Below are 23,016 nucleotides of genomic sequence, written 5' to 3'. Positions count from 1 at the left end.
CCCCCCCCACCCCCCCGGGGGGGGGGGCCCCCCCCCCCACCCTACATCCGCCGCAAGCACATAGCATTTTTTGGCAGTCCCACCATGATCCGATTCCAGAACGTCAGCCTGATGCGCGGCACCAAGCCGCTACTCGAGGACGCCGACCTGACCCTCAACCCCGGCGACAAGATCGGCCTGATCGGCGCCAACGGCGCCGGCAAATCCAGCCTGTTCGCCATGCTGCGCAACGAGCTGCACCCGGACCAGGGCGCGATCGACTTCCCGTCCAAGTGGCGCATGGCCTACGTGGCCCAGGAGACTCCGGCGCTCGACCGCCCGGCGCTGGAATACGCGATCGACGGCGACGTCAACCTGCGCCGCCTGCAAGGCGAACTGGAAGAACTGGAAGCGCACCCCGACCTCGACGCCCACGGCATGCGCCTGGGCGAGCTCCACGGCGCCCTGGCGGACGCCGACGCCTACACGGTGCAGTCGCGCGCCGAGCAGCTCCTGATCGGCCTGGGCTTCTCGCTGGAGCAGATGCAGCGCCCGGTGGCCAGCTTCTCGGGCGGCTGGCGCATGCGCCTGAACCTGGCGCAAGCCCTGATGTGCCCTTCCGACCTGCTGCTGCTGGACGAACCGACCAACCACCTGGACCTGGACGCCATCATCTGGCTCGAGGACTGGCTCAAGCGCTATCCGGGCACCCTGATCATCATCTCGCACGACCGCGACTTCCTCGACGAGATCGTGAACGTGATCGTGCACATCGACGAGCGCAAGCTGAAGCGCTATTCGGGCAACTACTCCGGCTTCGAGCGCCAGCGCGCCGCCCAGCTGGTGCTGGCCGCCGCAGCGTATGAAAAACAGCAGCGCACCCGCGCCCACCTGCAATCCTTCGTGGACCGCTTCAAGGCCAAGGCCACCAAGGCGCGCCAGGCCCAGAGCCGCATGAAGGCGCTGGCCAAGATGGAAGAACTGGCCCCGCTGCGCGCCGCCGCCGAGTTCTCGTTCGAATTCCGCGAACCGCTGTCGGCCCCGAACCCGCTGCTGGTGATGGAAGACGTGGACGCCGGCTATCCCATTCTCGACGCCCACGGCGACAAGGTGGACGGCAAGGCCATCGTGCACCGCGTGAACTTCTCGCTGCAGATCGGCCAGCGCATCGGCCTGCTGGGCGTGAACGGCGCCGGCAAGTCGACCCTGGTGAAGACCATCGCCGGCGAGCTGGCGCCCCTGACCGGCAAGGCGACGCTCGGCAAGGGCCTGTCGATCGGCTACTTCGCCCAGCACCAGGTGGAAATGCTGCGCCACGACGAGTCGCCGCTGTGGCACCTGATGAAGATCGCGCCCAACGTGCGCGAGCAGGAGCTGCGCAACTTCCTCGGCAGCTTCAACTTCCCGGGCGACATGGTGACGAGCAAGATCGCGCCCTTCTCGGGCGGCGAGAAGGCGCGCCTGGCCCTGGCCCTGATCGTGTGGCAGCGCCCTAACCTGCTGCTGCTGGACGAACCGACCAACCACCTGGACCTGGAAACCCGCGAGGCCCTGACCCTGGCCCTGGCCCAGTTCGAAGGCACCCTGGTGCTGGTCTCGCACGACCGCCACCTGCTGCGCGCCACCACCGAGGAATTCATCATCGTCGCCGACGGCAAGCTGCAGCCCTTCGACGGCGACCTGGACGACTACAAGGAATGGCTGTTCCAGACCAAGCTCGGAAAAGGCACGAACACCCTGCCCGCGCCCGCGCCGGCGCGCGATGCCAAGGCGGCGGAAGCGGCCGCCGCGCCGGCCGACCGCAAGGAGCAGAAGCGCCTGGAAGCGGGCGAGCGCCAGCGCCTGGCCGCGCTGCGCAAACCGATCGAGAACCGCATCAAGCGCCTCGAAGAGCAGATGGCCAAGCTGAACGCGAAGAAGGCCGAGATCGACGCCCAGCTGCTCGATCCCGTGATCTACGAGGCCGAGAACAAGGACAAGCTCAAGACCCTGGTGGCCGACCAGGCCTTCGCCACGCGCGACCTGGAGCAGCTGGAGTCGGAATGGCTGGAGCTGCAGGAGCAGCTCGAAGGCCTGGCCGCCTGAATCAGTCCGTATCCCTGCCTGCTTGCGCACTGCGCAGCCAGTCGCGTCCGCGCGCGTCCATGGCGGCCTTGATCACCTCGGGCGGCAGGCTGTAGACCGTGGCCCAGGTGGCGCGGCCGTCGGCGGCGTTGGAGGGGAAGCTGGTGGTCTCGATCGGCCAGTTGTACTTGCGCTTGAGCGCCTTGACGATGGCGGCCAGGGTCACGCGCCCGCGCAGCGGCTCGGCGCCGGCCTGGTCGGCGTTGGAGAGCAGGACGGCGAGCACGGCGCCGCGCGCGGTGCGGGGGCCGGGAAAGATGGGAGATTTGCGTGGCATGCCCACATTCTAGCCGCTGCGCACGCTAGCGGTAGCTCGCCAGGCGGCGCAGCGCGGCGATGCGCTGGCGCGTCAGCAGCGCCCTGGCCGCGTTGCCGTCCGCACCCTTGCCGAGCTGCGCGGCGAACGCCGTAAACGCATCCCGATAGGCGATCCAGCGCCGCTCGGCCGTCCGGATGTCGGCGCGGCTGATCGTCGAATCGCCGATGCGGTCCGGCCAGTTATCCTGCTTCGAAGGAAGCGCCATGACCTCCCGGTAGACCCGGTTCAGCTCACGGTCGAGCTGCCGCACCTGGGCCGGCGTCGCGCGCGGCAGCCTGCCGCCGGCGGCATCCATCGCCGCCTGCATGAACTGCTCGCGCAGCCGCCCCTGGTGGGCGAGCACGAAGCCCGGCGCGCCGGTGCCATGCATGTCCCGCTCGCCGGCGCTGGCTTCGACATAGCGCTCGGCCGCCGTGCGCAATGCGCCGAAGCGCGCGCGGGCGGCGCCGGGAAGCGAGCGCGCCATGCGGTCGAGACGCGCCTCGCGCACCCGGTCGTCCTGCGTTTCGCGGATGCCCGCGCACACCGTTCCCATGGCGCCGCTGGTGATGTCGTCGCACTGGTCGAACACCTCGCTCTCCAGCTGCATGGCGGCCAGGTGCGCGATGCGCCCTTCCATTTCGGCCTTGGCGACATGCTCCATGCTGCAGGCGTGGTACATCGCGACGTCGAGGTCGCGCTCGACGCCGAAGCCGTTCGCGTACAGCATCGCCAGGACGGCATGGTCGCCGCGCGCCAGCGCGCATGCCCGCACCTGGCTCCACTCGGCCGCCGAGGTCTCGGCCTGGCCGCGCTTGGCGTAGTACAAGGCGCCAGCGTCGCATTGCGCCGCCGCCCCGTTGCCTGGGGCCTGGTAGCCGGGCGCCGCGCGCTGCTCGACGCGCCGGCATTGCCGATGCCAGGCTTCGTCTTCGGAGAACGGGACGCCGAAATGGGAGGTATTCGGGTAAGGCGCCGCGGCGAACACCGCCGCACCCGGCGCAAGCAGGAGGATGGCGAGCGCCTTGCGGATGAATTGCAGGGGCATGTGTCGTGGTCGTTCAGGCCTGAAAACGCCACCTTACCGCATATCCGGCGCGCGGACTATCAGCGCTGTCGATATGCTCCCGGAGGCCGTTCAGGCCGCCCGCTTCGGCTGCTTCGGCGCCAGCGACATCAGCCGGTCGATGTCGACCAGCACCAGCCGCCGCTGCTGGAGCACCCCCATCCCGATCAGGTAGTCGGCGTGGTGCGCCCCCGGCAGCGCCACGATCTGCGAGGGCGCCAGGCGCACCACGTCCCCGACCGCCTCCACCACCAGTCCTGCCAGGCAGGACGCCAGGCGCACGATCATGACGTCGGTATCGGGATGCGGCGCGCCCACGCCGGGCGCGAAGGCGGCGCGCAGGTCGACCACGGGCAGGATCACGCCGCGCGAGAGCGCGACGCCGCCGATGATCTCGCCGTCCGCGGCGAAGCGCTCGAGCGACTTGAGCGGCTTGAGTTCCTGGACCTTGGCGCAATCGAGCCCATACTCGAGGCCACCCAGGGTGAAACTCAGGAATTCCTGCGGCGTCGCGGAAGGTGAATGCATGGCGGGTCCTTTCGGCGGTTCGATGAAGCGACCTTCATGCTAAGGCCGCGCCGCCTCCGGATCGTTGACTGCAGTCAACAGTGCGCCGCTCTCAGGCGGCCGCCGCCCCGCTCGTATGGTCCCAGCGCACTTCGCCGCTCGATCCGGCGAACAGCAGCTCTGCGCCCACGGATTCGCGCAGGCGCGCCTTGACCTCGCGCGCCGGCAGGTCGTGCACGCTGCCGGCGTCAGGCTCGTAGGCCAGCGCGCGCACCTGCACGTCGCCGTCCAACTGTTCGATGGTTACGCTGGCGGCGCCGGCGCGGGCGCTGCGCTGGGCTTCCAGCTGGGCCAGGAAGGCCATGCCGCCCTGCTGCTCGGTTTCGGCGGCCTTGAGTTCGTGGTTCAGGCGGCCCAGCTCGCGCAGCGCCGGCAGCACCGCCTGCGACAGGCGCTCGAACTGCGGCTGCTGCTCGGCGCTAAGCACCAGCTCGCCCTTGCGGATGCGCGGCGCCAGCTGCAGGTACTTGCGCAGGTCGGGCCGGGCGCCCAGCGCCTCGATCTCGGCGCGGTGGCGGGACGCCAGCTCGCCGAACTGGCCGACCCGCTCGCGCACCTGGGCCATGGCCTCGGTGTAGCGGCTGCAGTCCGGGCGCAGCACGAAGACCAGCATCTCGCTCTGGCGGCGCGGACCGGCGCGCCCGATGCTGAGCTTTCGCCCGCCGATGGCGCAGCCTTCGGCGATCCCGACCTCGACTTCCTCGGCCAGGATCTCGCAATTGATCGCCTGCTCCACCACCACGCGCGTGCCCGAGATGATGCAGTTCTCGGCGCGCGCCATGCGCACTTCGCCGTTCGCCGTCTGGACCACGGACTGCGAGGCCACGCCTTGCACCGTGATCGGTCCGGCCGCATTGCGCGCACTGCCGCCGACCAGGTTGCGGTTCAGCAGGATCGCGCCGCCGCGCGAGACCACGTGGCCAAACACGTCGGCGTGCACCGTGATGCCCTCGCCTTCGAGGATGCGCTGCTCCTGCACCTCGCCGAATTCCTCGTAGTCGCCGCTCAGGTTCAGGTTGCCGGTGGTCTTGGCGCTGACGCCGTCATGGCTGACGATCTTGTCGTCCACCGCGATGCGGCTGCTCTTGGGATCGACGCTCAGGAAGCCGTCCTGCTGCGCCACCAGGAATTCGCCGTCCGCGTGCTGTTCGACCTTGGTGCCGGGACCGGCGTAGCTGCCCAGGTCGAGGTCCTTGGGGATCTCGGGCGCGAGCGGGATGCCGGACAGGTCGAAGCCGGGCTCGCCCGCCTCGCGCGGGAGCTTTTGCAGCAGGCGTTCGCCGAGGCGGATCTGCGGGAAGCGGTTCTGGAAGCTCATCAGGTCGAGCTTGCCGTTGGCCAGCTGGCGCGGCGCGTCGCTGCGGTGCAGGCTGGAGACTTCGGTCACGCGGGCATCGATGCCGGGCCGGGGGTCCAGCCTGCGCGCCACGGCGATGCGGCCGGCCGCGCCGGTGGCGATGGCTTCGGTGAGGGCCGCGACGTCGATGCCGAAGCGGATGCCCTTCATCCACATGTCGGCGATGAATTCGTCGACGTCCAGCCGGGTCGGGGTCTCGACGCCGTCCGCATCAGACAGGAACACGGGCTCGAAATAGTAGCCGGCCTCGCCGTCGGCGATCTTGACCGCGCGGTAGAGCGCGCGGCGCTCCGGGCTGAAGGGGACGATGTCGTCGGCGATGCGCACCAGCGCCTGCCCGCGCGCATCGCGCGGCAGCTCCGGGCCATGGCCGTACAAGGCCTTGATCAGGACCGGGTAATCGAGTCCGGCGAAATAATTATCGGCGAGCAGGATGTTGTCGACCGCGGCCACCAGGGTCGTGCCCAAGACTTGCGGATCGGCATACACACCGTCGGCGCGCTTGACGATGCAGTGCTCCGGCCCAGTGCCCGCAAGGCGGGACGCCGGGGCAGGCGGATGTGCGGCGGGCTCGATCACGATGACGCTCCAGTCTGCTCAGGAAAGCGGCCACCGGAATCGGTACCCGCCATGAGTCAAGGCTAAGCGTAGCACGTTGCGCTGCATAAATAAATATATAGCAACTAACTTTCCGCAAAGAAATTTTGTCAATACAGAGCGTCGTAAACGACAAACGGCGCCCGCAGGCGCCGTCGTGCTTGGCAGTGCGCGCCTCAGCGGCGCTGGGCGTTCGGATACAGGTCGCGGCGCGCCTCGTTGATCTGGCGACGCAGGTCGCTGCGCTCGTCCGGCGTCATGCGGCGTTCGCCGCGCTGTTCGCGCTGCTCGCGTTCCATTTGCATTTGGCGGCGCTGCTCGTCGTAGGCGCGCTGGCGTTCCTCGAAATTGCGCTGGTCCTGCATCTGCATCTGGAAACGGTCGCGCATGGACGGCTGCGCTTCCTCGCGGCGCGGGTTGCCGCGCTCGTAGTTCTGGGCCAGCGCACCGGCGCCGACACCAGCCAGCACGCAGGCGAGCACACCGTGGCGCACGAGCCGTGCCAGGCGGCTTGCGCCGCCCGATGCTGCTTCAGTCTTGATGAGCGCGTCTTTCATGGTGTTCCTCTTCCGCGATGCCATATAAACAGATAAGCTGTGATGACCACTTGCCGCCAGTGTATGTGCATACCGTCTGAGGTGTAAGCCTGATTGGGTAAAGTTTGTAACACATTGTAATGGATGAGGCATGTTGTCGAAATGCCTAAGCGTAAGACGTTACCATAGCAATATTCTTCTGACAAATTTGGAAGCCACATGAGTACAACGACTTCGAATACCGGAACCAGCGCGGGCCCTGGCGCGCAAGGCGGCCATTCCGCGAAGATCATGGTCGTCGACGACGACGTGCGCCTGCGCGACCTGCTGCGGCGCTACCTGACCGAGCAGGGTTTCCAGGTGGTGACGGCCGAGAGCGCGCCGGCCATGAACAAGCTCTGGCTGCGCGAACGCTACGACCTGCTGGTGCTGGACCTGATGCTGCCGGGCGAGGACGGCCTGTCGATCTGCCGCCGCCTGCGCGGCGCGGGCGACCAGACCCCGATCATCATGCTGACCGCCAAGGGCGAGGACGTGGACCGCATCGTGGGCCTCGAGATGGGCGCCGACGACTACCTGCCGAAACCCTTCAACCCGCGCGAGCTGGTGGCCCGCATCGGCGCGGTGCTGCGCCGCAAGGGCCCGGACGAGATCCCTGGCGCACCGAGCGAAACCCCGCAGACCTTCGAGTTCGGCGACTTCGTGCTCGACCTGGGCACGCGCACGCTCAAGAAGAACGGCGAGACCGTGCCCCTGACCACCGGCGAATTCTCGGTGCTGAAGGTGTTCGCGCGCCACGCGCGCCAGCCGCTGTCGCGCGAGAAGCTGATGGAACTGGCGCGCGGCCGCGAATACGAGGTGTTCGACCGCTCGCTCGACGTCCAGATCTCGCGCCTGCGCAAGCTGATCGAGCCTGACCCATCGAGCCCGCTGTACATCCAGACGGTCTGGGGCCTGGGCTACGTCTTCATTCCGGAAGGCCAGCCGCGCTAGTGTTTTCACCGCCGTTTTCGCCCTTCGCGGCGGCGCGGCGCGCCGCGCGCTTCGCCTGGTACAAGAGCGGCCTGTTCTGGCGCACCTTCTTCCTGCTGTCGGTCCTGACGGCCCTGTCGATGGGCTCCTGGATCGGCATGCTCAACGTCTACCAGCGCGGCCCGCAGGTGGAGCAGACCGCCGAACTGGTGGTGTCGGTGGTGACCATCACCAAGGCCGCGCTGACCCACTCGGCGCCCGACCTGCGGCGCGAGCTGCTGTTCGAGCTGGTCTCGAACGAAGGCATCCGCATCTTCACGCTCGAGGACAGCGACGTCGTCGAGCCCCCTCCCGCCAATCCCCTGATGCCCGAGATCGCCGCCAAGGTGCGCGAGAAGCTGGGCAAGGACACGCGCTTCTCCAGCCGCGTGAACGGCGTCGCCGGCTTCTGGATCAGCTTTAACATCGAGGACGACAAGTACTGGCTGATGCTCGAACGCGAGCGCCTGGCCGGCCTGACGCGGGTCCAGTGGCTGGGCTGGGCGACCCTGGTCGGCCTGCTGTCGCTGGTGGGCGCGGCCTTGATCTCGAGCCTGGTGAACCTCCCGCTGGCGCGCCTGACGGCGGCCGCGCGCGCCATCGCCAAGGGCGAGCGCCCCACCCCGCTGCCAGAGAAAGGCTCGCAGGAGATCATCGAGGCCAACCGCAGCTTCAACCAGATGGTCGAGGACCTGGCCCAGGTCGAGAAGGACCGCGCCGTGATCCTGGCCGGCATCTCGCACGACCTGCGCACCCCGCTGGCGCGCATGCAGCTCGAGGTCGAGATGGCTTCGCTGCCGCAGGAGGCGCGCGAAGGCATGCAGTCGGACATCAACCAGATGGACGCCATCATCGGCCAGTTCCTCGACTACGCCAAGCCGACCGACGCCGCGACCTTCGTCGCCGTGAACCTGTCGGAGATGCTGGCCGACGTGGGCCGCGAGGCGGCCCGCATCCGCGACCTGCGCGTCAAGACCGACCTGATGCCGGGCGTGCACGTGCTGGGCAACGCGACCGACCTGCGCCGGGTGGTCAACAACATCATCGAGAACGCGCGCCGCTACGGCAAGACCCCGGGCGCGGACTACACCGAGATCGCGATCCTGCTGCGCGTGAAATCCACCGCGCACGGGCGGCGCGCCGTGATCGACATCTGCGACCACGGCGTGGGCGTGCCGCCGGACCAGATCGCCCAGCTGCTCAAGCCCTTCACCCGCCTGGACAGCGCACGCGGCCAGGCCAATGGCGCGGGCCTGGGCCTGGCCATCGTCGAACGCGTGCTGACCCGCCACAACGCGGAGCTGACCGTGCGCAACCGCGAGGAAGGCGGCCTGCTGCTGCAGATCGCGCTGCCGCTGGCCGGCTGACATGAACACCCAGTCCGATACCCAGGTGCTCGATGCATGGTCGCGCAACGCCGGTCCCTGGACCTGCGCGGTGCGCGGCAACGAGATCGCCTCGCGCGTGCTGGTGACCAACCAGGCGATCGTGGACGCCGTGCGTGCGCGAGCGCCGCGCACCGGGGTCGACCTGGGCTGCGGCGAAGGCTGGCTGGTGCGAGCGCTGCCGGAGGTCGGCATGGTCGGCGTGGATGCGATTCCGGAACTGGTCGAGGCGGCGCGCGCGGCGGGCGGCGGCGACTTCCGGGTGATGTCCTATGAAGAAATCGCGCAAGGACGCCTGCAGCTGGGCGCCGACGTCGCGGTGTGTAACTTCTCGCTGATCGGGAAGGAAGCGGTCGAGGGCCTGCTCCGCGCCGCCCCCTCCTACCTGCGCCAGGGCGGCGCGCTGGTCGTGCAGACGGTGCATCCGGTGACGGCTTGCGGGGATCAGCCCTATGTGGACGGCTGGCGCGAAGGGAGCTGGGCGGGATTCAACAGCGGGTTCGCGGATGCGCCGCCGTGGTATTTCAGGACGGTGGGGAGCTGGGTGGCGCTGTTCGTGGCGCACGGGTTCAGGATGGTGGAGATGCGGGAGCCGGTGCATCCGGAGACGGGGAAGGCGGTGTCGCTCATTCTCGTCGGCGAGCTTCAGGGCTGACGATTACTCACACGAACTTGGGTCCCCGCCTTCGCGGGGATGACGGATCATCGGTGAGTAGTGATGGCATAGCAGGTGGCCCGCACCTTTAAAACGTCATCCCCGCCCAGGCGGGGACCCAAGTTTCGCCGCTCAGCGTTAGCGCATCAAGCGATCAACCCCGCAAACCGCGCCAAATCGATATTCCCCCCACTGACCAGGATCCCCACCCGCTTCCCGCGCAAGCTCTCTTTCATCTTGCGCGCCGCCGCAAACCCCAGACACCCCGTCGGCTCCACCACGATCTTCATGCGCTCCGCAAAGAAGCGCATGCACTGCACCAGCTCATCGTCCGACACGGTCAGGATGTCGTCCACATCGCGCTGGATGATCGGGAAAGTCAGCTTGCCCAGGTGCTGGGTCTGCGCCCCGTCCGCGATGGTCTTGGGCGTGTCGATGTGTACGATCGCGCCCGAGCGGAAGGACTGCTGCCCGTCGTTGCCGGCCTCGGGTTCCACGCCGTAGAGGTCACAGTTGGGCGCCAGCGCACGGGTCGCCAGGGCCGAGCCCGACAGCAGGCCGCCGCCGCCCAGGCACACGAAGAAAGCGTCCAGCGGCCCGGTCTCCTCGAACAGTTCCTTGGCGGCCGTGCCCTGCCCCGCGATCACGTCGGCGTGGTCGTAGGGCGGCACCAGGGTCAGGCCATGTTTCTCGGCCAGCTCGCGCCCGATCTGCTCGCGATCCTCGGTGTAGCGGTCGTAGAAGATCACCTTGCCGCCATAGCCCTGGGTGGCCGCGACCTTGGCCGCCGGTGCGTCCTGGGGCATCACGATGGTGGCCGGCATGCCCAGCAGGCGCGCGGACAGGGCCACCGCCTGCGCATGGTTGCCAGAGGAAAAGGCCACGACGCCGGCGCGGCGCTGCTCGGGGCTGAAGCGCGACAGCGCGTTGTAGGCGCCGCGGAACTTGAAGGCGCCCATGCGCTGCATGTTCTCGCACTTGAAATACACCTGCGCGCCGAACTCTTCGTTGACGGTGCGCGAGGTCAGCACCGGGGTGAAATTGGCGGCGCCGGCAATGCGGCCTGCGGCGTCGACCACGTCGTCGTAAGTGGGAAGCATGTTCATGGGAGCGTCCTGTCTCGAGGGAGGGGGTTGGTGCTGCATTGTAGCGAAGCGCCCCACGCTTGTAAAAAAGCAATCTGTGCGTAGTTGCGCCTACCCGCGCACAGGGTGAGTCAACGAACAGAAGCGGCGGCAAGCGGCGCGCAGAATGAAGCTTCTCAAGAAGGAGCCGACCATGAAGCGTATCCTGTGCCAACTCAGCCTGCTCGCCGCGGCAACGGCGGCCGCACCCGCGGTCCTCGCCGGAAACGACATCGTCAAGTGCATCGACAGCGCCGGCCATGTCACCCTCACCGACCAGCCCTGCGGCGACGGCACCACCACGGTACGGATGGCGAACATGCCGGCTGCGGAGGGCGTCAGCACCGCCCAGCCCTACCCGCTCACGGTCGAGCGCAGCAGCGTGCCGCCGGCGCGCGCCGCCGAGCGCAAGGCCCCGCGCCGCGCCAAGGCCAAGCCCATGCAGCGCGACGTCGCCACCCTGAAGGAAGCGCGCGCCCAGTTCCTGCTGCTCGACAGCGGCGCCAAGCACACCCTGGCCGGTCTTCAGTAAGCCGCCCTACAGGGCGATGTGATTGTCCGGCCCGGCCGGTTCCGGCAGGCCTTGCTCGCCCAGCAGGGTTCGCAGCTCGCGCTCGATACCCAGGCAGATATGGGTGATCGGCACATCGTTGGCGCTGCCTTCGAAGGGGTTCTCCGTGCTTTCGCCCACCTGGTCGAGCGCGACATACATCCACGCGACCAGGGTGCTGAACGGCACCGCGAGCCAGCCCATCGGCTCCCGCCAGCCCGCGGCCGCGCCGACCTGGGCGAATTCCCTGACGACGCCCAGCGGCAACAGCAAGGCGAAGGTCCAGACGAACACCGTATTGATGATCGCGTACTGGCGCGGATAGGGAAAATTCTTGATGCGCTCGGCCCGCGCGTGCTGGTCCACGAATTCCTTCAGGGTCTTCTGCATCTCGGCATGGTGCAGGGGCACCAGCTCCTGGCCGGTGTAGAGCTGGCGGATCGCCTCGCTCTGCCGGGCAATCAGCGTTCCCGCCGGATTGCCCGCTGCCAGCAAGGCTTCCACTTCCGCGGCCGGCAAATAGGGCGACAGGGCCTGGTTGAGCGGAACAGTGTGCTCCGCGACGCGGAAGGCCTTGCTGCGGTATTCCACGTCGGGTGTGCGTCCCGCCGCTTCCCACTTGCGCGGAGCGCGCAACTGGTAGCGCACCACCGTCAGCCACGCCAGGTGGCGAAACACGAGGTCCCTGGTCGCGCCGGCATGGACCGGAAAGTCGCGGCTGATCAGCGCCCAGTAACGGCTGAGACTGGTGATCGTGCTCCAGACCTGCTGGGCTTCGACGCTGCGCGCGTAGGTCTGGGCATTCTTGAAGCCAACGATGAAGGAAGCCGCGGTGCCGAGGATGGCGACCACGGGCCAGGGCAGCGCCAGCCAATGCCAGCCCGCCAGCAGGTAGAGTCCGGCAACAAGACCCGCGTTGGCGAGCAACAGGTAGGCCCGGCGCCGGGTCCAGACGAGGAACTCGAGGAGTCCGTAGGATCTGCCGATGTGCATCGGTCTACTATGCCACAGGCCTGGCGGTCCAATTGGTGCATATCGATCAACAAGGCCTCGCCTTCCACGCGCTGTTCCTAGCTGTTCGCCTTCCGCCGGCGGGATGCGTAGGCGCCGAGCAGGCCGATGCCCAGCAGGCCGAGCGACGCGGGCTCGGGCACCTGGCGGAAATGGCCCATGGCGCCCTCGCACTTGACGTCGCCCGGGAAGCCGGTGCCGCAGCCGGCTTGCGGCATGCCCGCGTCACTGTTTGCGTCGAGCACGGTGAACACATGGCCTTGCGAACGCATTTCGATATGGTGCTCGGAGTCGTTCGCGTAGATATACCCACTGAGGAATCCGCCAGGATCGAAGCTGAGGTTCATGGTGAGATATCCCGTCATCGTCCCCACAAGGCCATTCCTGGGCCGGAAATCGATTGCTGGGACGGGTTCGCCTGGAAACGAGTAATGGAGCGCCAGGAGCGCGGAACCGGGAATCCGCGTTCCCGGAACAATGTTCTCGAAGCTCATATTGAATGCGCCGCTTCTCACCGCCCCGTGCGCGAATTCAAGCCGAAGCGAAATACCGTGCGGAACCTCGTTGTTGAGTGCGCGCCATTCGTAGATGACGCCGGCATTACACAAAACAGGCAACGACAGCAAGGCAGCGGCGGCAATGCGTTTAGGCTTCATGGTCCCTCCCGGTTTTCGATGATTTTCGAAAGAGCAATTTCCGAGCCATCACATTAAATAACTGAGCAATAACGACAATCAGTCGAATCCCCTGCCGAGGCAGGCCGGAATGTAAAGTGCTTCGACACGGGCCAGCGTGAGCTGCGCAACAATGTGTGAATAATTGTCGAAACGCACTGTTTATACTTGAGCGGCGTGGATCAAGCCGATTTCTTTGCCGCCCAAGACAAACCACTTTGCCGGCAACCGGCTATCTGGCCAACGCTTGCTATTTCAACCCGGGACAATTGATGAACATGTTAACGTCGCCTCGCAGTGCAGTGCCCGCCGCTGGATTGGCGCTCCTGCTGGGTTTTGGCGCCGGGCCGGCAGTCGCCGAGCCCAGCCTGCCACCGCCTCCCGCGCAATTAAGCTGCATCCACCTGCCGGCCGCACTGTCCGGTATGGAAACGAAGGGCTTGTTTAAAGTCGAGTGGGAAACGCGGCTCGAGCGCGGCCCCTATATCTCGGAAGGCGAAGATGCGGACGGCACCTATTTCCGTGCGCCCCCGGGCGGCGTCTATCACGGCCCACCGAAGAACAAGCCTGCCAAAGGCGCGTGGCAGCTCGATCGCGATGGCGGCATCTTCATCCCGCGCGACCCCTCGGCGCCGCCACAACTGTATTCCTACGTTGGCGAGGACAGGACCACGGCGGCAACCCTGGTTCCGCCTGCCACGGCCGATTGCTCGACCACCCAATTCATCCGCGATCCCGTGACAAAAGCTGTCAAGGCAACGAAGTACACGGGTGAAGGCATGAGGCAGACAGGCGCCAGGCAGGTGGGGGGCGTCGACATCATTGAAGCGGGAAATATCGACCAGGGGGCGCTTGGTTCCATGCTGGCCGACTTCCTCAGGGGGCCGGAAAAGGGAACGCTCGTGAAGTTGCCTCCATCCGGAAATCCCGAGTTCAATGCCAAACTCAGGGAGTTCGCGCGCAAGGCCATTCAGGTCGAGCCGACCGGCACGCCAGACTAAAAGCTGGCGGCCGGCGGCCCTGCCGCAAGGCCTGCCTGCCGCCGGAGAAGACGGGGCTTAGTGCAGGCGCGTCACGCTGGCAAGATGCGGCACCGGCGGCGTTTCCAGTTCGCGCAGCAGTTCCAGCAAGTCCTCGTCCTTGATGAAGCTGGCCGAGGACTTGGCTTCCAGGATGCGCTCGGGCGGCTGCGAGCGCGCCACCACCCAGCCCTGGACGTAGTCGACGCCGATCTCGTGCAGGGTCTGGACCGTGGCCGCGTCTTCCGCCCATTCGGCGATGGTCTTCATGCCCAGGTTCACGGCCAGGCTGACGATGGCCTCGACGATGGCCACGTTGGCCGGATGGGCGTTGATGTTGACGATGAAGTTGCCGTCGATCTTGAGCACGTCGGCCGGCAGTTCCTTGAGGTAAGAGAACGAGGTGTAGCCGGCGCCGAAGTCGTCCAGCGCCACCTTGACGCCGAAGTTGCGCACCTGGTCGATGAAGCGGCGCGTGTTGTCCAGGTCGTGCAGGGCCACGCTTTCCGTGATTTCCAGGCACAGGCGGCTAGCCACGTGCACGTAGCGGCCCAGGATGTCGAAGGTGTCCTGCACGAAGCGCTCGTCGTTGAGCGACGCGCCGGACAGGTTCATGCAGACGAAGCGGGTGTTGCACAGCTGCTCGGCATGCTCGGCGATCCAGGCCAGGGTGGTCGACAGCACCCAGCGGTCGATCATGCTGGCGCGGCCGCTTTTCTCGGCGGCGGCGATCACCGGGCCGGCCGGCACCACGCGGCCGTCCGGCTCGCGCATGCGCAGCAGCACTTCGAAGTTCAGCGATTCGTGCGGATTCTTGAGCGACATGATCGGCTGCATCTCTAGCAGCAGGTTGTCGGTCGCGTTCGGGCCGGACAGACGGGCCACCAGGTCGAGCTCGGCGGCGCGCTGGCGGAAGGCGTCGGCGCCGCGCTCGTACACCACCAGGCCGTCGCCGGCCCCGGTCTTGGCTTCGCGGCAGGCGCGGTCGGCGGTCGAGACCGCGTCCTTCATGGCCATGCCGGGCACCACTTCGATCAGGCCGACCGAGCCGCGCACGTGGAAGGCCTTGTCGCCCACCCGGTAAGGCGTGTTGCCGAGGCGGTCGACGATGCCGCGGCAGATAATGGTGGCCAGCGGAATCGCCGTCTCCGGCATCACGATCACGAATTCGTCGCCGCCCACGCGGCCGATCTGCTGGCCGCCGGCCAGCATGGTGCCCATGCGTTCGCACACCTGGCGCAGCACTTCGTCGCCGGCCGCGTGGCCGAACAGGTCGTTGATCAGCTTGAAGCGGTCGAGGTCGACGTAGGCCAGGGCCATCGGGCGGCCGGCGGCCAGGCTGGCGGCCGCGGTCGCGAATTCCTTCTCGATCCCGCGCCGGTTGTAGACCTTGGTCAGCGGGTCGTTGTTGGCCATGAAGCGCAGCTGCTCGGTGGCCTTGTGCTTCTCGGTGGTGTCCTGCAGCACGCCCTCGATGCGCGAGCGCGCCAGGGTGGCGCTGACCAGGAAGCGCTGGCTGCCGTCGCGGCTGGTCAGCTCCATTTCGGCCTCGGCCTTGGCATGCACCTGCTCGTGCAGCCCGGTCCAGCTCATCTCGGTGAAGAACTGGCGCCAGGCGGTGCGGCCCGGGACGAAGGCGGTAATGCCCAGCATCTTCTGCAGCGCCGGGTTGACGCTCAGGAAGTGGCCGTACATGTCCAGGGTGAACAGGCCGACCGGCATCGCCTTGTAGGCGTGCTCGAGCTCTTCCTGGGCTTCCTGCCGCTTTTCCGTTTCGCTGCGCATCTGCTCGGCCACGGCCAACGCGGCCAGCAGGCTGGACGCGAGTGCGGCCGTGACGCTGTTGATCACGCCCAGCAGTTCGCGCAGGCCGAGGGCGGCCGCGGCGACTTCGGCCATCGAAGCCAGGAAGGTCAGCGCGAACGAGGCCGCGAACCAGGACGCGACGCGGTTGCGCGACTCGACAATGATCTTGAACAGGCCGATCGTCATCATCGCGAAGCAGCACACCACGATGACCCACATCAGCGGCAGGTACATGCGGTAAGGCAGCAGGATGGCGGCGGCCAGCATCGGCATGCACAGCCATTGCATGACGCGCATCGGCAGCACATAGCGCATCTCGGCCAGGTGCTCCTTGAGCAGGGCCCCGTACAGGGTCAGGGTGGCGATGCCGTACAGCGTGATCGTCACCGAGCGGCTGCGCAGCAGCCAGTCGGACGGAATGGTCTGGCCCAGCCACTGGATGTCCCAGCCGGCCGACAGCGCGCCCACGCGCAGGTTCAGGATCAGCCAGCCGGCGAACAGCACGTACAGCGGCTGTCGATTGATCAGGGCGGTGATCAGGACGAACAGCGCCAGCACGATCATGCCGCCGTCGAGCAGGCCCGACTTGCGGTGGTATTGCTCGAGTGACTTGTCGAACTGCTCGGCAGGCCATTGCAGGACCGAAAGGCGGGCTGGGCCGGAGAAGCCGCCGCGGCACAGCATCTGGCGCGGCAGCGGCACCGCCGCCGCGCGCAGCACGAAGCCGGCCTTGGCCATCTCGAACGCGCCGTTGGCGCTGCCGCGCGTGGCGCTGCCCAGGGGCGCGAGGGTCTCGGCGTCCCAGCAGGCGACGTCGAGCGCGTGGCGCGAAGGGAATTCGATGACCTGCTCGCCGCCGCGCGGCATCGGTTCGAAGGCGAACCAGACCGGGGCTTCTGACAGGTGAGTCTCGTGGGTGTTGATCAGCGGCTGGGGTGCGGCGCGCGCCAGGGCCTCGGCGGGCGTCAGCGCCTGCGCGCCGTCCTGCACGGTCACGTGCATGGCCAGCGGCACGTCGCCGCTGACGCGGTATTCGTCGTGGAAGAAGATCAGGGCGACCAGCGACATGATCCCGATGCCGATCGGGATCAGGTAGTAGCCGAACAGTTTTAACACCAGCTCCACAGCCGCGTGCGCAGCGGCTGGCAGAGAAGAGCGGAGCTTGGGTGTGGAATTGGGCATAGGCGGTATCGATGCGGAACAGGTCGCCGGCGCGTCGCTGCGGCGGCTCAAGGCGCAAGGATACAGCGTAAATTTAGTGCCGTCATGCAATAAATGTCTTGACGGCGCCTAAACTGCTCAAGCAACGGCCAATTCGCAACGTTCGGATGGCCGTTCGATATCAAACCCGCGCGGCAGGGCCAGGGCGGGGGGCGGCGCGGCCGGTCCGATATCGATATCCGGGTGGTGCGTGTTGAAGAAGAAGTTCAACAGCGGGTGGCGCGCCGCGGCCCAGCGTTCTTCGAAAGTGGCGATCTCGAAGGCCATCACGCGGTGCGGGATATTGCCCACATGGCGCAGCGGGACCGGGCCCCGCTCCGGGAACACATCGACGAACATCATCTGCTCGTACTGGCGGTCGACCGGAGGACGGCCAGTGGCCACCGAGTAATCGATCGCATTGTCTTCGCAATACATGAAGCAGGCCTTGATCAGTGCAATCTTGACCATGCGGCCGACACGGCCCTCGTCGATGCCGAGGCGGGTCGCCTCGACCAGGCGCTTGCCCTGCAGCCAGTCCGGCAGCACGATCGATTCCTCGACGCCCAGCGGGCGGTAGAGATTGGTGCGGATGCGGGTGCTGCCGATCGGCGAGCCGTCGAGCTTGGACTCGGCGAGCAGCACGATGGTGTCGTCGTCGTAGTCGGCGGCTTCCGGCTGTGCCAGGCTGCGGGCGAAATCGGGCACGTGGCGGGCGTAGGCTGCATGACGGATCTGCACTGCCTTGAGCAGGTCCGCCTCGGTTTCTACCCGGCGAATGGTGAACGGCAGACGCTCGATCGCACGACCGGCGGCGGCTTCGCGCGCGGTCCTTGCACGGGACGCCTTCGGTGGGTTGAACACGGCTGCGGGGAACAGCTCCATGGCGGTACTCCTAGTTGATTGGTTGAAACAGAACTTGTCTGGATCAAATTATCAATCCGCCACAAAAAAATCATACTGATGAGCAGCTATGCTTTTATGCCCTTATTTGATGTAACGCAATAGTTCTGTGCGTCATCTAACATAGTGGCATCATTCGCGCCGTTCCCGACACCCGGACCGATCCGCCCGGCGTGTCCCCGAACTCGGCCCGCAGGCGCGAGCGCATGCCCATGTCCTCGCCCTGGATGACGTCGATGGCGCCGCCATGCGGCCAGCCGAGGTCGCGCAGGTAGCCGGCCAGCGCGGCCGTGCCGGCGCCCGTGGCCGCATCCTCATACACGCCGCCGGAGGCAAAGGGGTTGCGAGTATGAAACAACTGGGCGTGCTCGGCCCAGGCCAGCACCACGGTCACCAGGCCATGCTCCTGCATGAAGGCGCGCCCGGCTTCAAGTTCATACGCCATCGCCGCCAGGGCTGCGCGGCTGTTCAAGGCCAGCACCAGGTGATCGGCCCCGGCGTGCGCGAGCGCGGGTGGAATACGTGGATCGAGGTCCGCCCGGGTATAGCCGAACAAGTCCAATGCGCGCTCGACCAGTTCAGGTGGCGCCGGCCGCGAGCGGGTCGGGGGCGACTGCAGCGCCGCCTGCACGCGTTCGCCTTCGCAGCGGCCTTCGACCGTGATCGCGGCCGCGTTCAGTTGCAGCGGGAAGCGGCCGTCGCCCTCGGCGCGCGCCAGCGCAGCGCCGAGGGCGATGGTGGCGTGGCCGCAGAAAGGCACCTCGGATTCGGGCGAAAAATAGCGCACGCGCCAGCCCTCGCCTTCGCGCGCAGCGAAGGCGGTTTCGGAAAAGCCGACAGCATGGGCCAGGCGCTGCATCTCGGCGGCCGGCGGCAGCGCCGCGCCGATCCACACGCCGGCCGGGTTGCCGCCCTGGCCGGCATCGTCGAAGGCGGCGATGCGCAGTACCTCGCCAAGCCGGGCGTCAGGATGGGCAAGCTCGCCCGGATCAAGGTTCGGATTCATGGACAGTCCTCGTCGAAAGAGAAGTTGCCATGATAGCCCGCCCATCCGCGCCCTGCCGGGACCGCCCTGGCTTCGCCCGGCAAGCAGCCCGCCTCCAGCCTGGCCTGTCCTCCCCGGCTATGCGTCCGGGCAGTTCTGCTCCTTCATGGCCTTCTGCATCTCCTCGGGCGGGACGTCGCGGATGTGGGTCGCCATCGACCAGCGGTGGCCGAAGGGATCTTCCACCACGCCGTAGCGGTCACCCCAGAACATGTCGGCCGGCTCCATGCGCGACACGGCCCCGGCCTCGACCGCGCGCCGGAAGGCGCTGTCGACGTCCGGCACAGACAGGTGCAGGGTCACCGGCGTGCCGCCCAGCGCCTTCGGGCCACGCGCATCCCAGTTCGGGTAGTCGTCCATCAGCATCACCATCGAGTCGCCGATGCGGATGGCCGCGTGCGCCAGCCTGCCCTCGGGATCGGGCAGGCGCATGACTTCCTGGGCGCCGAAGGCGCGCACGTAAAACGCGATCGCATCGGCCGCGCCGGCGCACACGAGGTGGGCGGTCACGGTGTGCATCCCCTCTTCCACCGGCTTGGACGTGCTGCTGTCATTCTTGGAGGTGCTGCTGTCATTCATGGCTGGTCTCCTTCAGGTTGGACAGATGAACGGCTCTGCATAAGAACCCTACGCCGGCCCGGTGGTTCGCGCAATGGCCAAGAGCCTTGCGCTGGCACAGCCTCCAGGTCGTATAGACAAGCCGCGCGAAAACAGCGTGACTGTTGCGGGAGCGCATCAATAACTTGTCAACGCACTCACGTCGCCAGTCCTTTCCTTGAGAGAAGAAACATTTCCCTAAATAATCTTCGATTCATCCGACTGCCGCCGCCGATCATGCCGCTTCCCCTTCGCCTGGCCTCCCGCCTGCTTCTGTCCGCCCTCCTGCTCGGCGCCGCTTCCCTGCAGGCCGCTCCCATGGACAGCGCCGCCGCCCAGGCCGAGCTGGCCGCCATCCACAAGCTGTCGGAGCGCTCGCCCACCGAGGCACTGGAGCGCCTGGCATCGCTCCAGGCCGCGGCCGGCGGGAATGCGCCTTACGCCTTGCGCCAGGAATTGCTGCGCACCGAAGTCTGGCTCAACGAAGACGCCGGCCGGCTCGAGCAGGCCTATGCCGCCGAGCGCAAGGCGCTGGCGCTGGCGCTGGCCCACAAGGACCGCGCGACGGCGGCGCGCGCCCGCCTTGGCGAGGTGCGTCGCATGCTCGACCAGAACCGGCCGGACGACGCCCAGGCCAGCCTGGACGCGATCCTGGCCGAAGCGCCCGCGGATGCCCCGGCCATGCTCAAGGTGACCCTCGACACCACCCAGGGCGATATCTCGAACGCCAAGGCCCACTACGACAAGGCATTGGGCGCCTACCTGCGCGCGCTGCGCCTGCTGGACGGCCTGCCGGACAGCGCCGACCACCGCAGCCTGCTGCGCGGCCGCATCGCCCAGATCTACATCAACAACGACCATCCGGAGAAAGCCGTCGAGGCGACCGGCCTGGGCCTGGCCGATCCCGGCGTGCCGGCGCCGGCGGTGGCCCAGCTGCAGTACACCCGGGGCATCGCCCTGATCCGCCTCGAGCGCAACGAGGAAGGCATCGCCGCCTTCGAGCAGGCCCTGCGCGGCGCCCTGGCGGCCGGCCTGGTCGGCATGGAGGCTTCGGTGCGAGGCAATATCGCCGACTATTACCTGCGCCGCCACGACTATCCACGCGCCGAGCAGGAAGCGCGCAAGGCGCTCGAGGCCTCGAACCGGGTCAAGGACCAGAACGTGATCGTCATGGCCAAGGCCAACCTGGGCTTCGCCCTGATGGGGCAAGGCCGCCTCAAGGAAGGTGCACCTTATATCGACGCGGTGGCCGCCCAGCTGCGCGAAGCCGGCGCGTCGGCCGACCTCGAAGCGGTGCTGGACGAAAAGGGCCGCATGCTGGAACAGGCGGGCCAGTACCGCCAGGCCCTGGCCACGGTGCGCGAACAGCAGGCGCTGCAGCAAAGCAGCGCGCGCGCCGCGCGCGACCGCGCCATCGCCACGATGCAGGAAGAATTCGACGCCAGCCAGCGCACGCGCCAGATCCTGCTGCTCAAGCGCGAGAACCACCTGAAGGATGCGGAGCTGGGCAGCCGCCGCACCGCCCAGCTGGCGACCAGCTTCGCCGCCGTGCTGACCGTGCTGGCCGGCGCCGTGGTGTATGTGCTGTACCGGCGCGCGGCGCGCAGCAACGCGCGCCTGCAGCAGGTGAACACCCAGCTCGAGTACCACTCGATGCGCGATTCGCTCACCGGCCTGCACAACCGCCGCTCCTTCCTCGAGAAGATGCGCGCCCGCGCCGAACTCGGCAAGCAGGAGCGGCGCAGCCAGGCCGCCGGCGGCGTCGACTGCTTCGTCCTGATGGACATCGACCACTTCAAGAGCATCAACGACCGCTGGGGCCACGGGGTGGGCGACGCGGTGCTGGTCGAGGTGGCGCGGCGCCTGGGCGCGGCGGTGCGCGACAGCGACATGGTGCTGCGCTGGGGCGGCGAGGAATTCATGATCTACGCGCCGGGCGCCGACCAGGAGCACGTGGCCGCCCTGGTCCGGCGCGTGCTGGACACCATCGGCTCGGCCCCGGTCGAGGCCGAGACTTGCCGGGTAGCGGTCACCGTGAGCGCGGGCGTGGTGTGGCTGCCGCTGCCCGGCGCGGACGAGGAGCTGGACTGGCAGCGCGCCATCCGCCTGGCCGACTGGGCGCTCTACCAGGGCAAGGCCCAGGGCCGCAACCAGGCGCGCATCCTGACCCGCCTGCACGCGCCGGCCGGCGAGGTGCTGGCCAAGCTGGAAGGCGCCAAGGACGCCGCACCCGCGGGCCTGGTCGAAGTCGAACGGATCGACGGCCCTGCCCGCGCCGCCTCATGAGGCGTCGTACCAGCGTTCCTTGCCCAGCATGACCTGATGGTGGCCGCAGCCGCCCGGGATCATCGGGAAGCAGTTCTCGGCCCGCTCCACCGCGACGTCGAGGAAGAACGGGCCCGCTGAATCGAGGCACTCGGCGATCGCGGCATCCAGCTCGCCGGCGCGCTGGACGCGGCGCGCCCGCCAGCCGAAGGCATGCGCCAGCGCAACGAAATCGGGCAAGGCTTCCGAATAGCTGTGGCTGTAGCGCGCGCCGTGGTGCAGTTCCTGCCACTGGCGCACCATGCCCATGCAGCCGTTGTTCGACAGGATCACCTTGACCGGACAGCGGTGCTGCACGGCCGTCGACAATTCCTGGATGTTCATCATGATCGAGGCGTCGCCGCTGATGCAGGCCACCAGCGCTTCGGGGTGCGCCACCTGGGCCCCGATCGCGGCCGGCAGGCCGTAGCCCATGGTCCCCGCCCCGCCCGAGGTCAGCCAGCGGCGCGGCGCCTCGAAGCGCAGGAATTGCGCCGCCCACATCTGGTGCTGGCCGACGTCGGTCGAGACGATCGCATCGCGCGAGGCCAGCGGCCCGGACAGCGCCTGCATCAGGCGCTGCGGCGCGATCGCCTCGCCCCGCTCCTCGAAAGCCAGGCAGCGCGCGGCGCGCCACTGCGCGATGCGGCGCCACCATGGCAAGGTCGCTCCCGGATCCGGCGCCAGCGCCTCGACCCTGCGCGCCAGCGCGGCCAGCACGGCGCCGGCATCGCCCACCAGGCGCACGTCGGTGCGCACCACCTTGCCGATGCTGGCCGGATCGATGTCGACGTGGATCACGCGCGCCTGCGGGCAGAAGTGATCCAGCTTGCCGGTGACGCGATCGTCGAAGCGCGCGCCGGCGCAGATCACCAGGTCGGCCTCGTGCATGGCGAGGTTGGCTTCCAGGGTGCCGTGCATGCCCAGCATGCCCAGCCACTGCGGGCTGGAGGCCGGGAAGGCGCCCAGGCCCATCAGGGTCAGGGTGCAGGGCGCGTTCGTCATGCGCACCAGCGCTGCGAAGGCGGCGCAGGCCTGCGCTCCCGCACTGACCAGGCCTCCGCCGCCGTAGAACACCGGACGGCGCGCGGCGCGGATCAGCGCCGCGGCCTGGTCCAGCGCGGCCTCGGGGAGCGCCGGCGCCGGCGCGTCAATTTAAACCCCCCCCAAGTGACGCGGCGCCCGCGGCGCCGGCACAACCATTGGCC

19 protein-coding genes and 1 pseudogene are annotated in these 23,016 nt (G+C 67.8%); 7 read left to right on the top strand and 13 right to left on the bottom strand.

Going from position 1 to position 23,016, the window contains the following annotated elements; genetic code table 11:
• Positions 1-84 precede the first annotated feature (84 nt).
• Positions 85-2,064, top strand: coding sequence for an ATP-binding cassette domain-containing protein (locus KBW98_RS20440; protein WP_211522007.1), 1,980 nt, complete (start codon positions 85-87; stop codon positions 2,062-2,064).
• A 1-nt stretch (position 2,065) separates the two neighbouring features.
• On the opposite strand, the gene KBW98_RS20435 is transcribed toward KBW98_RS20440, so the two are convergent.
• The 5 genes from KBW98_RS20435 to KBW98_RS20415 form a co-directional block, all read right to left on the bottom strand.
• Positions 2,066-2,380: a hypothetical protein gene (locus KBW98_RS20435; RefSeq protein WP_211522006.1), complete on the bottom strand. Its 315-nt coding sequence runs from the start codon at positions 2,378-2,380 to the stop codon at positions 2,066-2,068.
• 25 nt (positions 2,381-2,405) lie between these two features.
• Positions 2,406-3,449: a lysozyme inhibitor LprI family protein gene (locus tag KBW98_RS20430; protein WP_211522005.1), complete on the bottom strand. Its 1,044-nt coding sequence runs from the start codon at positions 3,447-3,449 to the stop codon at positions 2,406-2,408.
• Between the two features lie 90 nt (positions 3,450-3,539).
• On the bottom strand, positions 3,540-3,995 hold the full coding sequence (locus tag KBW98_RS20425; RefSeq protein WP_211522004.1) for a chemotaxis protein CheW: 456 nt from the start codon (positions 3,993-3,995) through the stop codon (positions 3,540-3,542).
• A 91-nt stretch (positions 3,996-4,086) separates the two neighbouring features.
• Positions 4,087-5,970 (bottom strand): flagellar assembly protein A, encoded by a 1,884-nt coding sequence (locus KBW98_RS20420; RefSeq protein WP_373888981.1) that lies wholly within the window; start codon positions 5,968-5,970, stop codon positions 4,087-4,089.
• A gap of 194 nt (positions 5,971-6,164) precedes the next feature.
• Positions 6,165-6,545 carry a hypothetical protein gene (locus KBW98_RS20415; RefSeq protein WP_211522003.1) on the bottom strand — a complete coding sequence of 127 codons (381 nt, stop codon included), beginning with the start codon at positions 6,543-6,545 and terminating at the stop codon, positions 6,165-6,167.
• 270 nt (positions 6,546-6,815) lie between these two features.
• Between KBW98_RS20415 and ompR the strand changes: the two genes are divergently transcribed.
• Genes ompR through KBW98_RS20400 form a run of 3 tightly spaced genes read left to right on the top strand, consistent with a single transcriptional unit; the run spans position 6,816 to position 9,575 of the window.
• Positions 6,816-7,517, top strand: a complete 702-nt coding sequence (gene ompR, locus KBW98_RS20410; protein ID WP_051306146.1) for a two-component system response regulator OmpR — start codon at positions 6,816-6,818, stop codon at positions 7,515-7,517.
• The gene (locus KBW98_RS20405; protein WP_373888980.1) at positions 7,517-8,902 is read left to right on the top strand and encodes an ATP-binding protein; all 1,386 of its coding nucleotides are present in this window, start codon (positions 7,517-7,519) and stop codon (positions 8,900-8,902) included. Before ompR ends, KBW98_RS20405 begins: the two co-directional genes overlap by 1 nt.
• A 1-nt stretch (position 8,903) precedes the next feature.
• Positions 8,904-9,575 carry a bifunctional 2-polyprenyl-6-hydroxyphenol methylase/3-demethylubiquinol 3-O-methyltransferase UbiG gene (locus KBW98_RS20400; protein WP_211522001.1) on the top strand — a complete coding sequence of 224 codons (672 nt, stop codon included), beginning with the start codon at positions 8,904-8,906 and terminating at the stop codon, positions 9,573-9,575.
• Positions 9,576-9,721: 146 nt separating this feature from the next.
• Here the strand turns inward: KBW98_RS20400 and KBW98_RS20395 are convergent, their stop codons facing one another.
• Positions 9,722-10,681 carry a threo-3-hydroxy-L-aspartate ammonia-lyase gene (locus KBW98_RS20395; RefSeq protein WP_211522000.1) on the bottom strand — a complete coding sequence of 320 codons (960 nt, stop codon included), beginning with the start codon at positions 10,679-10,681 and terminating at the stop codon, positions 9,722-9,724.
• A 172-nt stretch (positions 10,682-10,853) separates the two neighbouring features.
• Between KBW98_RS20395 and KBW98_RS20390 the strand changes: the two genes are divergently transcribed.
• On the top strand, positions 10,854-11,231 hold the full coding sequence (locus tag KBW98_RS20390) for a DUF4124 domain-containing protein (RefSeq protein ID WP_211521999.1): 378 nt from the start codon (positions 10,854-10,856) through the stop codon (positions 11,229-11,231).
• Positions 11,232-11,237: 6 nt separating this feature from the next.
• Here the strand turns inward: KBW98_RS20390 and KBW98_RS20385 are convergent, their stop codons facing one another.
• Complete coding sequence (locus KBW98_RS20385) at positions 11,238-12,242, bottom strand: bestrophin family protein (RefSeq protein WP_211521998.1); 1,005 nt, start codon at positions 12,240-12,242, stop codon at positions 11,238-11,240.
• A 77-nt stretch (positions 12,243-12,319) separates the two neighbouring features.
• A complete protein-coding gene (locus KBW98_RS20380; protein ID WP_211521997.1) occupies positions 12,320-12,916 on the bottom strand; it encodes a PEP-CTERM sorting domain-containing protein in 597 nt (198 codons plus the stop codon).
• Positions 12,917-13,206: 290 nt separating this feature from the next.
• On the opposite strand from KBW98_RS20380, the gene KBW98_RS20375 reads away from it, so the two are divergent.
• Entirely contained in the window at positions 13,207-13,935 is a 729-nt protein-coding gene (locus KBW98_RS20375) for a hypothetical protein (RefSeq protein WP_211521996.1), read from the top strand.
• A 57-nt stretch (positions 13,936-13,992) separates the two neighbouring features.
• On the opposite strand, the gene KBW98_RS20370 is transcribed toward KBW98_RS20375, so the two are convergent.
• The 4 genes from KBW98_RS20370 to KBW98_RS20355 form a co-directional block, all read right to left on the bottom strand.
• Positions 13,993-16,875 (bottom strand): putative bifunctional diguanylate cyclase/phosphodiesterase, encoded by a 2,883-nt coding sequence (locus tag KBW98_RS20370; protein WP_373888979.1) that lies wholly within the window; start codon positions 16,873-16,875, stop codon positions 13,993-13,995.
• A gap of 183 nt (positions 16,876-17,058) precedes the next feature.
• Complete coding sequence (locus KBW98_RS20365; protein ID WP_211521994.1) at positions 17,059-17,844, bottom strand: hypothetical protein; 786 nt, start codon at positions 17,842-17,844, stop codon at positions 17,059-17,061.
• Positions 17,845-17,980: 136 nt separating this feature from the next.
• Entirely contained in the window at positions 17,981-18,868 is an 888-nt protein-coding gene (locus KBW98_RS20360) for a PhzF family phenazine biosynthesis protein (RefSeq protein WP_211521993.1), read from the bottom strand.
• 117 nt (positions 18,869-18,985) lie between these two features.
• Complete coding sequence (locus KBW98_RS20355) at positions 18,986-19,486, bottom strand: VOC family protein (RefSeq protein WP_211521992.1); 501 nt, start codon at positions 19,484-19,486, stop codon at positions 18,986-18,988.
• 255 nt (positions 19,487-19,741) lie between these two features.
• On the opposite strand from KBW98_RS20355, the gene KBW98_RS20350 reads away from it, so the two are divergent.
• Positions 19,742-21,790, top strand: coding sequence for a diguanylate cyclase (locus KBW98_RS20350; protein WP_211521991.1), 2,049 nt, complete (start codon positions 19,742-19,744; stop codon positions 21,788-21,790).
• On the opposite strand, the pseudogene KBW98_RS20345 reads toward KBW98_RS20350, so the two are convergent.
• Positions 21,785-22,939: pseudogene (locus KBW98_RS20345) on the bottom strand (thiamine pyrophosphate-dependent enzyme); the annotation flags it as partial. The gene KBW98_RS20350 and the pseudogene KBW98_RS20345 sit on opposite strands and share 6 nt — an antisense overlap.
• Between the last annotated feature and the right edge of the window lie 77 nt (positions 22,940-23,016).

Source organism: Massilia sp. ST3 (genome assembly GCF_018119405.1).
Lineage (GTDB): Bacteria > Pseudomonadota > Gammaproteobacteria > Burkholderiales > Burkholderiaceae_D > Telluria.
Note: the sequence above shows the minus strand (reverse complement) of the source record. Positions and strands in the feature narration are given on the sequence as shown.

Excerpts from the sequence above, each read along its gene's own strand:
- KBW98_RS20440 (WP_211522007.1), top strand. The coding sequence starts at position 85 with ATGATCCGATTCCAGAACGTCAGCCTGATGCGCGGCACCAAGCCGCTA.
- KBW98_RS20435 (WP_211522006.1), bottom strand. The coding sequence starts at position 2,380 with ATGCCACGCAAATCTCCCATCTTTCCCGGCCCCCGCACCGCGCGCGGC.
- KBW98_RS20430 (WP_211522005.1), bottom strand. The coding sequence starts at position 3,449 with ATGCCCCTGCAATTCATCCGCAAGGCGCTCGCCATCCTCCTGCTTGCG.
- KBW98_RS20425 (WP_211522004.1), bottom strand. The coding sequence starts at position 3,995 with ATGCATTCACCTTCCGCGACGCCGCAGGAATTCCTGAGTTTCACCCTG.
- KBW98_RS20415 (WP_211522003.1), bottom strand. The coding sequence starts at position 6,545 with ATGAAAGACGCGCTCATCAAGACTGAAGCAGCATCGGGCGGCGCAAGC.
- ompR (WP_051306146.1), top strand. The coding sequence starts at position 6,816 with ATGGTCGTCGACGACGACGTGCGCCTGCGCGACCTGCTGCGGCGCTAC.
- KBW98_RS20400 (WP_211522001.1), top strand. The coding sequence starts at position 8,904 with ATGAACACCCAGTCCGATACCCAGGTGCTCGATGCATGGTCGCGCAAC.
- KBW98_RS20395 (WP_211522000.1), bottom strand. The coding sequence starts at position 10,681 with ATGAACATGCTTCCCACTTACGACGACGTGGTCGACGCCGCAGGCCGC.
- KBW98_RS20390 (WP_211521999.1), top strand. The coding sequence starts at position 10,854 with ATGAAGCGTATCCTGTGCCAACTCAGCCTGCTCGCCGCGGCAACGGCG.
- KBW98_RS20385 (WP_211521998.1), bottom strand. The coding sequence starts at position 12,242 with ATGCACATCGGCAGATCCTACGGACTCCTCGAGTTCCTCGTCTGGACC.
- KBW98_RS20380 (WP_211521997.1), bottom strand. The coding sequence starts at position 12,916 with ATGAAGCCTAAACGCATTGCCGCCGCTGCCTTGCTGTCGTTGCCTGTT.
- KBW98_RS20375 (WP_211521996.1), top strand. The coding sequence starts at position 13,207 with ATGAACATGTTAACGTCGCCTCGCAGTGCAGTGCCCGCCGCTGGATTG.
- KBW98_RS20365 (WP_211521994.1), bottom strand. The coding sequence starts at position 17,844 with ATGGAGCTGTTCCCCGCAGCCGTGTTCAACCCACCGAAGGCGTCCCGT.
- KBW98_RS20360 (WP_211521993.1), bottom strand. The coding sequence starts at position 18,868 with ATGAATCCGAACCTTGATCCGGGCGAGCTTGCCCATCCTGACGCCCGG.
- KBW98_RS20355 (WP_211521992.1), bottom strand. The coding sequence starts at position 19,486 with ATGAATGACAGCAGCACCTCCAAGAATGACAGCAGCACGTCCAAGCCG.
- KBW98_RS20350 (WP_211521991.1), top strand. The coding sequence starts at position 19,742 with ATGCCGCTTCCCCTTCGCCTGGCCTCCCGCCTGCTTCTGTCCGCCCTC.